General features: G+C 58.9%; 13 protein-coding genes. 3 read left to right on the top strand and 10 right to left on the bottom strand.

What is annotated here, in order from left to right; genetic code table 11:
• The 7 genes from MX571_RS07535 to MX571_RS07505 form a co-directional block, all read right to left on the bottom strand.
• Positions 1–1,005 (bottom strand): ABC transporter ATP-binding protein, encoded by a 1,005-nt coding sequence (locus MX571_RS07535; RefSeq protein ID WP_247415109.1) that lies wholly within the window; start codon positions 1,003–1,005, stop codon positions 1–3.
• Entirely contained in the window at positions 1,002–2,048 is a 1,047-nt protein-coding gene (locus MX571_RS07530; protein ID WP_247415107.1) for an ABC transporter ATP-binding protein, read from the bottom strand. Before MX571_RS07530 ends, MX571_RS07535 begins: the two co-directional genes overlap by 4 nt.
• A 1-nt stretch (position 2,049) precedes the next feature.
• Entirely contained in the window at positions 2,050–2,973 is a 924-nt protein-coding gene (gene nikC / locus MX571_RS07525) for a nickel transporter permease (protein ID WP_247415105.1), read from the bottom strand.
• Complete coding sequence (gene nikB, locus MX571_RS07520; protein ID WP_282594474.1) at positions 2,970–3,917, bottom strand: nickel ABC transporter permease; 948 nt, start codon at positions 3,915–3,917, stop codon at positions 2,970–2,972. The genes nikC and nikB overlap by 4 nt, the downstream gene beginning before the upstream one ends.
• A gap of 23 nt (positions 3,918–3,940) precedes the next feature.
• Positions 3,941–5,566 (bottom strand): ABC transporter substrate-binding protein, encoded by a 1,626-nt coding sequence (locus MX571_RS07515; RefSeq protein WP_247415101.1) that lies wholly within the window; start codon positions 5,564–5,566, stop codon positions 3,941–3,943.
• Between the two features lie 85 nt (positions 5,567–5,651).
• The gene (locus tag MX571_RS07510; protein ID WP_247415100.1) at positions 5,652–6,308 is read right to left on the bottom strand and encodes a helix-turn-helix domain-containing protein; all 657 of its coding nucleotides are present in this window, start codon (positions 6,306–6,308) and stop codon (positions 5,652–5,654) included.
• A gap of 207 nt (positions 6,309–6,515) precedes the next feature.
• A complete protein-coding gene (locus tag MX571_RS07505) occupies positions 6,516–6,713 on the bottom strand; it encodes a heavy-metal-associated domain-containing protein (RefSeq protein ID WP_247415099.1) in 198 nt (65 codons plus the stop codon).
• A 134-nt stretch (positions 6,714–6,847) separates the two neighbouring features.
• On the opposite strand from MX571_RS07505, the gene MX571_RS07500 reads away from it, so the two are divergent.
• Together MX571_RS07500 and MX571_RS07495 are read left to right on the top strand one after the other, a co-directional pair.
• Positions 6,848–7,438, top strand: a complete 591-nt coding sequence (locus tag MX571_RS07500) for an AsnC family transcriptional regulator (RefSeq protein WP_247415097.1) — start codon at positions 6,848–6,850, stop codon at positions 7,436–7,438.
• Between the two features lie 102 nt (positions 7,439–7,540).
• Complete coding sequence (locus tag MX571_RS07495) at positions 7,541–10,147, top strand: heavy metal translocating P-type ATPase (protein WP_247415095.1); 2,607 nt, start codon at positions 7,541–7,543, stop codon at positions 10,145–10,147.
• Between the two features lie 146 nt (positions 10,148–10,293).
• Here the strand turns inward: MX571_RS07495 and MX571_RS07490 are convergent, their stop codons facing one another.
• From MX571_RS07490 to MX571_RS07480, 3 genes are all read right to left on the bottom strand, one after another.
• Positions 10,294–11,568, bottom strand: a complete 1,275-nt coding sequence (locus MX571_RS07490; protein ID WP_247415093.1) for an MFS transporter — start codon at positions 11,566–11,568, stop codon at positions 10,294–10,296.
• A gap of 249 nt (positions 11,569–11,817) precedes the next feature.
• The gene (locus MX571_RS07485) at positions 11,818–12,144 is read right to left on the bottom strand and encodes a hypothetical protein (RefSeq protein ID WP_247415090.1); all 327 of its coding nucleotides are present in this window, start codon (positions 12,142–12,144) and stop codon (positions 11,818–11,820) included.
• Positions 12,145–12,404: 260 nt separating this feature from the next.
• Entirely contained in the window at positions 12,405–12,845 is a 441-nt protein-coding gene (locus MX571_RS07480; protein WP_247415088.1) for a hypothetical protein, read from the bottom strand.
• Between the two features lie 198 nt (positions 12,846–13,043).
• On the opposite strand from MX571_RS07480, the gene MX571_RS07475 reads away from it, so the two are divergent.
• Complete coding sequence (locus MX571_RS07475) at positions 13,044–14,291, top strand: flavin-containing monooxygenase (RefSeq protein WP_247415086.1); 1,248 nt, start codon at positions 13,044–13,046, stop codon at positions 14,289–14,291.
• Positions 14,292–14,305: the final 14 nt, after the last annotated feature.

The raw sequence follows: 14,305 nt of genomic DNA, 5'->3' as shown, positions 1-14,305 counted from the left end.
TCACCGCCCTGCAATCTGTTTCTCATCATTGGTAAATTCGGTGGCATAGTGACACCACGAAGTGGACTCTCCAATATCCTCGGGCACTGGTGTTTGAGTCGCACATTGCTCGTCTGCCAGTGGACAACGGGTATGGAACACGCAGCCGCTAGGCGTGTTGATTGGACTCGGGATATCTCCATCGAGGATTACCCGCTCTTTCTGGGTCGTCGGGTCGACACTCGGAATCGCAGAGAGAAGGGTCTCCGTGTAGGGATGGCTCGTCTGTGTGAAGAGTGCCTCCGTCGGGGCGAGTTCCATGAGCTGGCCGAGGTACATGACCGCAATCCGGTCTGCGATGTGCTCGACGACGTTGAGGTCGTGCGCGATGAACAGGTACGTCAGATTCAAGTCCTCTTGAAGCTCCATCAGCAGGTTGACGATCTTGGCCTGGACGCTCACGTCAAGGGCGCTCACAGGTTCGTCGAGAACGATCAATCGCGGGTTGAGAGCGATGGCTCGAGCGATAGCAACCCGCTGGGCTTCACCGCCCGAGAGTTCGTGGGGATGTCTCGAGAGATATGCCTGCGAGAGATTCACCCGTTCGATGAGGGACTCGACTTTCTGCTCACGCTCAGATGCGGACCAGCCACGGGCCTTGAGTGGTTCAGCGATTATCTGCTCGATAGTGTGTCGAGAGTCGAGACTCCCACGGGGATTCTGGAACACCATTCCGATGGCCGCGAGGGTCTCTTTGTCTCGGGTGGTTGCCTCTCCGACAGCCTCGCCTTCGAATCGTATCGTCCCGCTTGTCGGTGCGTGAAGGCCGGTGACCAAGTTGGCGAGCGTCGACTTCCCAGAACCGGATTCGCCGACCAACGCGAGCGTCTCACCGGGTTCGATAGAGAGTGACACGCCGTCGACTGCAGTGACGTACGTGTCGTTACCGAGGAGCTTCGCAAAGAGTGAATCGTCGACAGGGAATCGTTTGACGACGTCGTCGATCTCGACGATAGGCCGTGTCACTGGTCGGCCTCCATCGGTTCGCTGAGTTCTTCGACGTGATGACAGCGCGAGGTATGGTCCTCTCCAACCCGTTCTGTCGGTAGGTCCCCGGTAGTACAGCTCTCAGACGAGCACCAGCATCGACTAGCGAACGGGCAACCAGTGGGTTCACCGACCATCGACGGGACTCTGCCTTCGATGACGTTCAGTGGCTCCCCTCGGTCACACGTCTGTGGCATGCACCCGAGCAGTGATTCCGTGTACGGGTGTTTCGGGTTCGTCAGCACGTCTTCGACGGGCCCCTCTTCCATCACCTGACCACCGTACATGACCACGACCTTGTCGCAGAGTTCGGCGACCACACCGAGGTCGTGTGTGATCATCAGGACGGCCATCCCCAACTCTTCGTTGAGGTCGCGAATGCGCTGGAGGATTTCGGCCTGAATCGTCACGTCGAGCGCTGTCGTTGGCTCGTCGGCGATCAAGAGGTCGGGTTCTCTGGCGAGTGCGATGGCCAGCATCGCGCGTTGGCGCATCCCGCCCGAGAACTCGTGGGGGTACGCCGAGACACGCGTCTCGGGATGCGGGATTCCAACCTCGCTCATGAGGTCGATAGCCTGCTGTCGCATCTGACTCCGTTTCCCCCTGCTACTGAACAGGGGAACGTTGAGGTAGTCGAGCAACCGCTGTTTCTCGGGCGATTCGTGGACCTTGATGGACTCGACGATCTGCTCCCCGATCGAGAACACGGGGTTCAGTGTCTCCATCGGGTCTTGGAACACCATCGCCATCCCATCGCCACGAACGCGACGAATCGTGCGGTCATCGGCGTCAGTCATCTCGATGCCATCGAACCGAACTGAACCCCGCTCGATGTAGCCGGGGTCTTCGAGGCGGATGAGCGAACGAGCCGTTACGGATTTCCCCGAACCACTCTCGCCGACGACCCCGACGATTTCACCCCTATCGACGCTGAACGATACGCCTTCGACGGCGTGGACTGTCCCTTCTCTCGTTGCAAACCGCGTGTGGAGGTCTTCGACCTCCAGTAGTGTCTCACTCATTTCACATACCCTTGTTTTCGACGTCACCCATGTCGCGCGGGTCGAGAACGTCGCGTAGTCCATCCCCTAGTAGGTTGAACCCGAGGACGGTGATCATGATGGCGAGTCCGGGGAAGTTGACGACCCACCACGCGGTGTCGACGAAGTTCCGCCCTTGAGAGAGCATCGTTCCCCACTCTGGTGTCGGTGGCTGCGCGCCGAGGCCCAGGAACGACAGCCCCGCCGTTCCCAGAATGACGTACGCCATGTCCATCGTCGCGAGGACGATGACCGGCGTCACCACGTTCGGGAGGATGTGCCGAAGGACGATGCGCCTGCGTGGGACTCCCATCAACTGTGCCGCTTTTACGAACTCTTCTTGTTTGACACTCAGGACGCTCCCACGAATGATACGGGCGTACTGCGTCCACCCGACCACCGCGAGGGCGATCATGATATTCGTCAGGTTCGGGCCAAGGATCCCCGCGATGACGAGTGCCAGTAGTATCCCTGGGAAGGCGAGTAAGATGTCGACGAACCGCATCAACGCTTCGTCTACCCACCCGCCTGCGTAGCCTGCGACGAGGCCGACCGCCGTTCCGATAGCGAGCGTGATTGCGACGACGGCGAGGGAGATCTGCAGCGAGATTCTGGCCCCGTAGAGCAGCCGTGAGAGGACGTCGCGGCCGAGTTGGTCGGTCCCCATCGGATGGTCGACCGACGGCGAATCGAGACGGTTGAACAGGTCCTGCTCGTTCGGTCCCTCCGGTGCAATCACCGGTGCGAAGATCGCCGAGAGAACGACCACGCTGACGAACAGCAAGCCGACCACGTTGAGACGGTTGCTGAGGAAGCGGCCGAGCCGCCGCGAGTTCTTCACCGAACGGTAGCGACGACGGGTCGTCGCGATGACCGACTGCTTCGTAGTAGTGTCTTGATTACTCACGCACTCTCACCTCCGAACGAGATTCGTGGGTCGATGTAGCGGTAGGTCAGGTCCACGACGAAGTTCGTCAATACGAAGATGACAGCGATGACGAGGACGAGCCCTTGAACAACTGGGTAATCGCGTGCGAAAATCGCATCGATGAGGAGTGCCCCCAACCCCGGTCGCTGGAAAACGATTTCGACGATGACAGCGCCGTTCAACAGGTAGCCGAACTGGAGTCCGACGATGGTCACGACCGGGATAAGCGCGTTTCTGAGTGCGTGTTTGTAGATAACGATGCGTTCTCTCAGGCCCTTCGACCGGGCCGTGTCGATGTACTCCTCGTCAAGTACTTCGAGCATCGAGGAGCGGACTAACCGAGTGACGATTGCGGCCATCCCCGATCCGAGCGTTATCGCTGGCAGGACGAGGGACTCTAGGCCGCCGACTCCCGCCACTGGAAATAGTCCCAACTGGAGAGAGAAGATGATGATCAGGATGTATCCGAGCCAAAAGTTCGGCATCGAGACGCCAACTAGCGCAGCGAACTGACTGAGGTAATCAGGGGCCTTTCCTTTGTGGACGGCACTGACGATTCCGGTCGGAATCGCAATCGTCAGAGCAACCGCCATTCCGGCGACAGCGAGTTCGAGCGTGGCAGGAATCCGGTTGATGATGAGCGTACTCACTGGCGTCTCCTGATAGTAGGACTCCCGGAGGTTGCCCTGGAGGACGTCGGTCACCCAGTCCACGTACTGGATCGGTATCGGGCGGTTCAGTCCCTCACTCTGGCGAAACTGCTCGATTGCTTCGAGCGACGGTGTTCGTCCGCCCATCTGCTGGCGAAGAATCGTCTCAGCCGGGTCGCCCGGTGTGAGGAACAACAAAAGAAACGTGAGAATCGACACCCCGACCAGAACGAGCAGCATGGTTGCCGTGCGCCGCGCAACAAATTGGTACATTACGAAGTGTTGATGTGTAGAGATTACTGGCCGACTTTCAGTCCAGTCCAGCGAGTCATCTCTGGAATGGGTCTGAGGTCCATCGAGGAGATCCCGTCGGAGGCAGCGACGATGTACTCCGAGTAGTTGATGGGAACGACGACTGCCTCTTCCATGATTCGCTGTAGTGCTTGTTCGTATTTCTGTTCCTTCTCGGCCTGGTCACCCGTCTGGAACCCGGCCTGGATGAGCTGGTCGACTTCTTCACCGAGATTGTAGATGCCAGTCCCCTCCTCGTTGTAGAGACGTTCGTTCACGTCTCCTTCCGAGTGGAACGTCTCGTAGATCAGGTAGTCCGCTGCACCACTGTTCGTCCCAGAGGACTCCAAGACGAGGTGGGGCTCTCCCGACCGGACAGTATCCTCGAAGCTTGCCTCCTCTGTAACCTGAATATCCACGGTGACGCCAATCTCGTCGTACCACTGCTGGAGTGCCTGTGCGAGTAGCTCCCCGTCGACCTGCTGGTTCGAGAGGTGGAACTGGAGCGCCTCGCCGTCGTAGCTGGACTCTTCGACCAACTGCTTGGCTTTCTCCGTATCACGCTCGTATGCAGGGAGTTTCTCGTGGGCAGACCAGAAGATACTCTCGGCAACCGGGCCTTTCGCGGGCACGCCGATGTTCGAGAGGATGGTCTCGACGAGGTCCGACTGAGAGGTCGCGTAGTTGAGCGCCTGACGAAGCTTCGGGTCGTCCATCGGCGCTTTGTAGATGTTACAGCCGACGTACACTGCACCAGGTGACAACTGCGTGGTGACGTTCGTCCCGCTGTTGCTGTCGAGTTTGTCGACCCGACTCTTCGGTGGGTCGAACGCGACGTCCACATCCCCGTTCTGGAGGGAGAGTGCGCGTGTGTTCGGGTCCGTGATGACACTGAACGTCAACTCGTCCAGCGACGGCGTTCCGTTCCAGTAGTCGTCGAACCCCGAGGTCCGGACGTGTTGCCCCTGTGTACGCTGTTCGACCTGGTACGGGCCAGTCCCGATCGGTTCGGTGTTCTCCCGACTCCGGTCCGGGTGCTGGATCGCGATCATGTTGTGTGCAATCGTCCCGGGAAACGTCGGGAATGGGTCGGTCGTCTCGAACTCGACGGTTGACTCGTCCAGCGCATTCACGTTGCCTGATTCGACGTGGAGCCACCCAGGGGCGTACGACCATTCGTTGAGCACCTGCTCGAACGACCAAACCACGTGTTCTGCGACGAGCTCCTCCCCATTGTGGAATTTCACGCCCTCTCGGAGCGTGAACTCCCACGTCGTCTCGTTGGTCGCTTCCCACTCCGTCGCGAGCCACGGCTCCAACTCCATCTTCTCGCTCACCCAGATGAGTGGCTCGAGGATGTTCGTGTAGTACGGGCTCACACCTCCGTACACCTGCCAGACCCCTTCGGTCGGGTCCATCGACAAGGCGACGTTCGCCGATCCACCAGTTGCCGTCGAAGTGTCATCTGTACTACTATCAGTCGATTGCCCATCCCCCGCAGTCGTCTCGCTACTGTACGGGTCATCGTTGCCACCGCCGTCCCCCGAATCTCCTGCGCATCCTGCGATACTCACGAACCCCCCTGCCCCGACTGCCCCCAGTAATGTCCTGCGGGTGATACTATTCTCCATGGGTATGACTCACATCTACCATAGGTTGTAGATAAAGATACCCCTTCCAAACGCGCAATTCTTTATATGCTATCGCATAGGTCACTCACTGCAACAGTGTGAGGTGGTCTGCAAGCGCGGCGGCGATTTTATTTTCTGCACGTCTGAGGTGTTCTTCTACGGTTCGTCTATTAACCCCCAATTCATCGCCTAACTCAGCAGTGGTCGTCTCACGCGGAAGTTCGTAGTAGCCCTGCATATGAGCGATTCGGAACGTCTCGAGTTGTCGGGCCGAAAGCCGGGGAAGGACATCGTCCAGACCGAGAATGGGTACCTCTGGATGGAGTCCGTTGATCTCTCGTTTGGCCAATACATTGACTCGTGTTTCTTGTCTGAGACTATTGTACACAGCAGTGAGCGCTGCCGGGTCGAGCGCAAGAACCTTGCTCTGCTTTCGGCCGCTTTCGTAGATTAGCGGGGGCAGTGAGAGGCACCCCTCATTCGCTAAATGAGTCTCGACGAGTGTCTGTTCTTCTTGACGCAGACACTGCTCGGTCACTGTGACGAGTTGATTACCCTCCAGAATAGACTCCTGAAGTCCAACCTGTTCATCCAGCTCCGAGCGCAAATCATCTATCCGTTCTGACCGGACATACAACAAGTCACAGTGCTCATTGCACCACAACTGGATAGCAGCGTCGTACTCTCGAGAGAGTGCGGCGACTAGTCCGTCTGCCTGGAATTCGAATGTCGCCTCATACATACGGGAGAGGATAATTCCAGCCAGATAAAACATACTCAGGACTCTTGCCAAAAGGGCGTCCGCCCTATCGACCAGTACAGGGGCTTCCGTGATTGTCAAAAACCGCGACGAATCTCAGCCATCAGGTTTGGTACTAAACACTGATAGAGGGTATCTGGTCAAAAGACGAGGGAGAAAGCAGTTCGCGCCTGAGTCGAGGTCTCCTGATTAGGCGTGACCTGTGTATCCAGCATCTTCCGCGGCGCGTACGAGTTCATCAGTATCCGCGTCGCCTTCGATGCTCACCTGTTCGGCCTCGCGGTCGGCGCTGACATCGGTAACGCCAGCGACTTCATTGAGGGCATCTTCGACAGTCTGCTCGCAGTGTCCACACGTCATTCCTTCGACGGTGATGGTCTGAGTCATTCCATACTCAAGTACGGGAGGGTCATCTATGTGGTTTGTTGCTTTGGGGCTAGTGTACTGGGCCATCGAAACTTTACATTCGTTAGCGAGATGCTGACAACAGTAATGAGCGGGTGGCTCAAAGTCATAGAGATATGCGCGAGTTAGACGATACCGATTTAGAGATCCTCTCGCTGTTGGCAGAGGATGGCCGGCGGCCGTACAGCGGAATTGGAGAAACCGTCGGCCTCTCTGGACCAGCCGTCTCCGATCGAGTCAAGCGCTTAGAGGAAGCCGGTGTCATCAACCGATTCACGATCGACGTCAACCGCGGAATCCTGCGTGCTGGTGTGCCTGTGTTCGTTCGCGTGAAGCCACAGGGAGAGGAAACCGAACAGCTTCGTGCGCGTCTCGCCGACGCCGAAGGAGTAGAACACCTCTTCGTCACGGTCAACGGTGAACTGTGGTTCTACGGCAGGTCAGAAGCCCAGAACATCAGAAATTGGGTTAACGGATTCTTCAAGAACAGCTCGACGACTGACTACTCGGTCACGCTCGTGGATGATGTCGAGTGGACACCGTCGATTGACGGAACTGAGTTCGCTCTGTCGTGTGCCGAGTGTGGAAATACCGTCGATAGCGAGGGTGAATCGAGACGGCTTGACGAGAGCGTCTATCATTTCTGCTGTCCGTCGTGTCGCTCTCGGTTCGAAGAGCGCTACGAACGGTTCGACGCCGAGGTGTGAGGGGCTTCGCCCAGCTCGCTTAGTTCTCGTAAGAATACGACGCGCAAAACGACACTCTCGAAGTAGCAATTCGTGAAAAGGAGGAACCCCTAGTAGGAATCAATGAGTCAGCGAACAGCTCACCTCACCATCACGGGGATGTCCTGTGCAAACTGTTCAGGTTCCGTCCAGGACGCTGTCGAATCTCTCGATGGTGTCTCTACGGCGAACGTCAACTTCGCCACTGACGAAGGGTCGGTCGAGTACGACCCCGATCAGGTATCGCTCGGTGCAATCTACGACGCAATCGACGACGCGGGGTATGGCGTGGTCTCGGAGTCGGTGAGCATCGGAATCACCGATATGACGTGTTCGAACTGTGCCGAGACGAACGAGAGTGCACTCGAAGGGACGCCAGGCGTCGTCGAGGCGACCGTCAACTACGCCACAGATGAGGCACAGGTCGTCTACAATCCTGCAGACACGTCAATCGAGGCGCTGTACGATGCCATCGAGGCCGCTGGGTACTCACCCGTACGTGAGGAGTCGACTGAAGGAGGTTCGGACGAGGACGCCCGCGATGCCGCTCGGCGAGAGGAGATTCGACGGCAACGTCGATTGACACTGTTCGGTGCAGCCCTGTCGGCGCCTATGCTCTTCTTCCTCGTCGAGAAGTTCCTACTCGGTGGTGGAATTGTCCCCGAGACGGTCTTCGGCGTCGAGTTCGGGTGGGTAGAGTTCGCTCTTGCAACGCCCGTCCAACTCATTCTGGGCTGGCCCTTCTACAAGAACTCCTACAAGGCACTCGTGAAGAACGGTCGCGCCAACATGGACGTACTCATCGCACTCGGGTCGAGTACGGCGTACGTCTACTCCGTCGCCGTCCTCGCAGGACTCATCGCCGGCGGGATGTACTTCGACACCGCGGCGTTGATCCTCGTGTTCATCACGCTCGGGAACTACCTCGAAGCCCGTTCGAAAGGCCAGGCTGGCGATGCGCTCCGGAAGCTACTGGAGATGGAAGCCGAAACGGCCACCGTCGTCGATGACGACGGAGACGAGCAGGAGATTCCCCTCGAAGACGTCGAGGTCGGCGACCGGATGAAGGTCCGTCCTGGTGAGAGGATTCCCACCGACGGCCGAGTCGTCGACGGGCAATCGGCTGTCGACGAGTCGATGGTGACCGGCGAATCCGTCCCTGTCGAGAAGGGCGAGGGCGACGAAGTCGTCGGCTCGACCATCAACGAGAATGGCGTGCTCCTCATCGAAGCGACGAAGGTCGGGTCCGATACGGCGCTCCAACAAATCGTCCAGACGGTCAAGGACGCTCAGTCGCGTCAGCCAGAGATTCAGAACCTCGCCGACCGAATTTCCGCGTACTTCGTTCCCGCGGTCATCTTCAACGCGCTACTGTGGGGGGTCGTCTGGTACCTGTTCCCCGAGGCATTGGCGGGATTCATCCAGTCGCTTCCACTCTGGGGTCTGGTCGCCGGTGGCCCCGAAGTTGCTGGAGGGTCGATTTCAGTCTTTGAATTCGCAGTCGTCGTCTTCGCGAGTGCGGTGCTCATCGCCTGCCCCTGCGCGCTCGGGCTGGCGACCCCTGCTGCGACGATGGTCGGTACCACCATCGGTGCGCAGAACGGTGTGCTGTTCAAAGGCGGCGACATTCTCGAACGCGCCAAGGACGTGGACACCGTCGTCTTCGACAAGACGGGGACGCTCACTGAGGGTGCGATGGAGCTGACTGACGTGGTCGTGCTCGACGACAGCGGTAGACCTGTCACTGACGGTGGCGAAGCGGCTACGGATGGCGGCCAACTCACCGCCCGTGACCGGCTTTCGGAGGAGGACGTCCTCCAGCTCGCCGCAACCGCAGAGAGTGGCAGCGAACACCCGCTCGCACAGGCCATCGTCGAAGGTGCCGAAAGCCGTGGTATCGACATACCCGATCCGGACGACTTCGAGAACGTCCCTGGCCACGGCATTCGGGCCACTGTCGGTGACAGTGCGGTTCTCGTTGGCAACCGGAAGCTCCTGCGCGACAACGATATCGACCCCACTCCCGCGTCGGAGACGATGGAGCGTCTCGAAAACGAGGGAAAGACGGCGATGCTCGTCGCCTATGAGCGCGAACTTCTGGGCGTGGTTGCAAATGCGGACACGGTCAAGGAGAGTGCGAAAGACGCCATCAGCCAGCTCCATGAGCGCGGTATCGACGTGATGATGATCACTGGGGACAACGAGCGGACGGCACACGCCGTCGCCGAGCAGGTCGGCATCCCCCGTGAGAACGTCCGGGCCGAGGTGCTCCCCGAAGACAAGTCCGACGCTGTCGAGTCGATTCAGGACGACGGGCGACGCGCGATGATGGTCGGTGACGGCGTCAACGACGCTCCGGCCCTCGCTGTTGCGTACGTCGGAACCGCCATCGGGTCGGGGACGGACGTCGCAATCGAGGCTGCGGACGTCACGTTGATGCGGAACGACCCAGTCGACGTCGTGAAGGCGATTCGTATCTCCGATGCGACGCTCTCGAAGGTCAAACAGAACCTCGTGTGGGCACTCGGATACAACACGGCGATGATTCCGTTGGCCTCGCTCGGCCTGCTCCAGCCAGTGCTCGCGGCCGGTGCGATGGCCTTCTCCAGCGTGTCGGTGCTCTCGAACAGCCTCCTGTTCCGGACGTACACCCCCGACCACGACTACAAGCTTCTGGGCTGGCTCCGCTAAGGAGTCGGTCCAGCGTCTTCGTCCGCACCTTCTAGATTGTGTGACACTTCCATTACTCGGGGGCTTCAGAGGGCGAATACTGGCCAACACCACTCGTTACCCTGCCATTTTCCCGACTCGCTTGGGCCCGTTTCAAATTTCAGCGGTCACACTTGCTCTTCCTGCTGTCGTCGATCTTCGGGACGAGAGTCTGGCAGGTCATCGGTGACGGGGGTTTCCCAGAGGAGGATAACGGTCGACCCGACGAGGAGAACGATTCCACCGATACCCAGCGCGAACAGTGGCGAGACAGTATCAGAGATGAGGCCACTTCCAAGCTGGAATGGGATGACTGCTAATCCGCTCACCATCGCCATCGCACTCAGAACGGTCGCTCGGCCGAGCGAGTCGATTCGGTCGTTGATGTACTGACCAGCGAGCGACCGGGTGACATCAGAGAGCCCCCGGATCAGCAAGAACGTCGGGAGCGCCAGAACCGGGATGACGTACATGGCGACGAGCGTGGAACCAACGGCAAAGGGCAAAATCATGAACCACGTCTGAAGGCCAATCGTCCGCTTGATCGCCCCTGTGTAGTAGCTGAGGAGCGCTCCGACTAGGCTATAGGCGGCGTAAAACCAGCCAAGCAGTGACTCAACGAGCGACTGACTGATACCAAAGTCGAGAACGACTGTCTGAAACACCGGCTGGAAGAATATGAACACGAGGTACGAAACGGCCGCGTAGAGGACGTAGTAGTACAGGAGAAACGCCCGGAGCGTTGGATGACCGAGGACATCGCCGACGATACCAACCGTCTGGCGAAGGCTCAGCTCGTCAGATTGCTCCTGTTCGAACGACTCTGGTTCGTCGAGTGTTAGCAGTACGACGATACCTAACCCGGTCACACCCGCGGCGACGAACCACGGATACGAGAGGTCGACACTCCCCAGATACCCTCCCAGAACCGCTGCACCGACACCAACCGCCATCGACACTGCTTCGCCACGACCACGGATATGGGCGAAGTTGTCGGTCGAATCCTCGTCAGAGAGGGTGTCGTACAGCCACGCGTCCTCACTACCCGAGCGGAAGTTATAGCCCATCGACCATACCACGTACAGTCCAGCCAACGGGAGAAACGAGTCGGCGAATCCAATGGCGACGAGCGTGCCAGAGATTAGCGTCGTCCCAACGAGCAGGCTTTGACGCCGACCGATTCGGTCTCCAATGTATCCAGTCGGTATCTCCCCGAGCAAGGTCGTGAGATTATAGATGACCTCGAGAACCGCTATCTCCGTGAATGAGAGTCCCTGTGCGAGGAAGAAGAGATACATGATCGGCCGATAGAACTCGACACCCTTCGTGGCCTTGTACAGGTAGTACTTGAGAATCCCGCCAGCAGGGCGGCCAGATGTCCTCGCGTTCGTGAGCTCTCTCATCGAGCGACTCTCTCAACACAGGACGAGAGCTTATCTACTGTTATTACTGAATCGACGAAGCGGTCATACCGACGGCTCGCTGAGTGTGGGAGATACCACCTCGTCAGCGGACACCTGTCGGGTTTGAAAACAGTCGATTACCGACTTGCTCGTACGGTACCAACGAGAGCCGCTCCGATACTACCGGCTCGAATCGCTCCTCTTCCAATTTTGAGAGACGACCGACCGATTGGTGGGCAGTCCGAGTGCTCAACGTGCCCGATATAGTTTGTTCATCCTGGTACGGTACGACGGTACTGATGATTCATCGAACGTTCCGGGTTCTTCAGCACGGACAGACTCGTCGACCGGAAGTTCGTCACGGGACACAGCTTGTTGCGCTGCAGAGAGGTTTCCGAACGTCTGTCGATGTGTGTCGTTGACCGTCTCGTTTGGCTGGAGTTGGGTGATATGTAGACCGATCCCCGTCGTGCATCTATTTGTCGTCTGTTCGTACAGTCTAAATCCTGCGGTGAGTGCGCCACTGATAACGAGTACATCGGCGATGGTACCGAACGTATTCGTGAAGGAGGTCATTCTTGAGCGACCCTGTGTCGTTGCATACATCCTGTAACAGACCCACGCTCTCTGTCTACCAATACCGGCAATCTCTGGGGTGGCTGATTCCACCGGATTTCGCTCCTCCATTGAACCCACCGGTCGTATCTCCTGATCGCACGACTATTCACCCTACCAATCTCATCCCACCGACCCGGTTGTGGCTGCCGTGGCGAAGCCACGGGAGCGGTGGGTGGGGTAGGTAATGGGAGTAAGAAAAAAGAACGCCGCAGTGCCCGCTATCCAAGTCGCTGCGCGCTCACCCCTGGGAACTCGACCCGCGACCAGCCCGTCAGCGCCACCGAGACGCGTCCTCGATACCAGTTCCGTGCGACGTTCTGGAACCGGACCACCTCGCCTCCGGCCAGCCAGGGCTGGTTGCTCCTCGCCCAACTGGTGAACTTGACCGTCCCCGACTCGTCTTCGAGCAACCCCACCTGCGCAATCGATGGATGGGAGGGTGTCCACAACTCCACGACTCGACCCTCAACGTCCACCTTACCACGAACCACGCTCCCGATGTCGTCGACAGGGACGATGGCTCCTGGTGTCGCTCTCACCTCCTCGAGTGTGTCGAGGACGGCTGCCTGCAGGTCCACGCCCGCACTCACTCTGTCCACGATTCTCGCTTCGATGCCCGACCGTTCGAACCCGCCGCGCACCCGGTGGGCGATCCGCATCTCGAACGGGCTAAGTGGGCGACGCGTGCGGCGTGTGTATCTCCAGCCAGCTATCAGTTACGAGATGATTCTATTCGTCGCGCCGAGCACAGAGGGCGCGTTCAACAACCACTCGACTCGAACAGTCGAGGTTGCGATCTCACAACCGTACGGACCTGCGCAACGCTCATCGCCTAATCTGGCGTGTTGGACCATGTAATGGACACTCACTACGATGTCGTTGTCATCGGAGGGGGACAGGCGGGGCTGGCAACGAGTTTCCATCTGACAGAGGCAAAATGTAACCACGTCGTCCTCGAACGAAATCGTGTCGGTGAGCGGTGGCGGACCGAACGCTGGGACTCGTTCACGCTCGTCACCCCGAATTCGTGGAATCGACTCCCTGGGTTTCCGTACGATGGTGACGACCCGGAGGGCTTCCTCTCACGCGAGGAGGTAATCGCGTACCTCGAGGAGTACGTCGAGCGGTTCGACCTCCCGGTACGAGTCGGCGTCGAGGTGACAGCGGTTCGATCCGACAGCGCCGGATTCATCATCGAAACGACGGACGGGACCTACGAGGCGGCGAACGTCGTGGTGGCGACAGGATCGTTTCAAGAACCCCGAATCCCCGACATCACGGACGAGGTCCCTACGGCAGTCCACCAACTACACTCCAGCGAGTACACCAACCCCGACGCGCTTCCCGAGGGTCCCGTTCTTGTGGTTGGGTCCAGTCAATCCGGCGCGCAGATCGCCTCGGAACTCCACGACTGCGTTCGTGACGTCTACCTCTCGGTGAGTTCTGCACCCAAGCTTCCACGTCGCTATCGTGGGCGGGACGTCGGGCACTGGCTGGAGATGATGGGTGGCTTCCAGACTACGGTCGACGACCTCGAATCACCTGCTGCCCGGTTCGCCCCGTCGGCGTACGTCTCGGGAAAAGATGGAGGTCGAGAGATCGACCTCCTCGAACTCGCAGACGATGGGATGACCCTGCTCGGACGAGTGGTCGGCGTCGAGGACGGCCGAATCCATCTTGCGGACGACGTAGAAGAGAACCTCCGTAACGCCTACCGGTTCTACGTCGAACTCGTCGAGGGCATCGAGCAGTTCCTGGAGACGGCCGACATGGACGCCCCTGAGCCAGAGTTCACACTACCGGCTCCCGACGAAATTGCCGTCGAATCGGTTCCAGAACTCGACCTCGCCGCGGCGAACGTTCGGAGCATAGTCTGGGCGACCGGCTACCAAGCAGACTTCTCGTGGATCGAATCCGTGGACCGTGACGAGTTCGGGTATCCGATGCACCGACGAGGCGTTACCGATACGCCGGGACTGTACTTTGTCGGCCTCCACTGGCTCTACACACGTGGATCGGGCCTCCTCTACGGCGTCGGTGAAGACGCGAGATACGTCGTGGAACATCTTATAGAGCGGTTGGAGAGTACCAAGAGTCGCCCGTGAGGAGACCAGAAGCG

The organism is Halomarina salina (genome assembly GCF_023074835.1).
Taxonomy (GTDB): domain Archaea; phylum Halobacteriota; class Halobacteria; order Halobacteriales; family Haloarculaceae; genus Halomarina; species Halomarina salina.
This window is presented reverse-complemented; position numbering and strand designations above follow the sequence as displayed.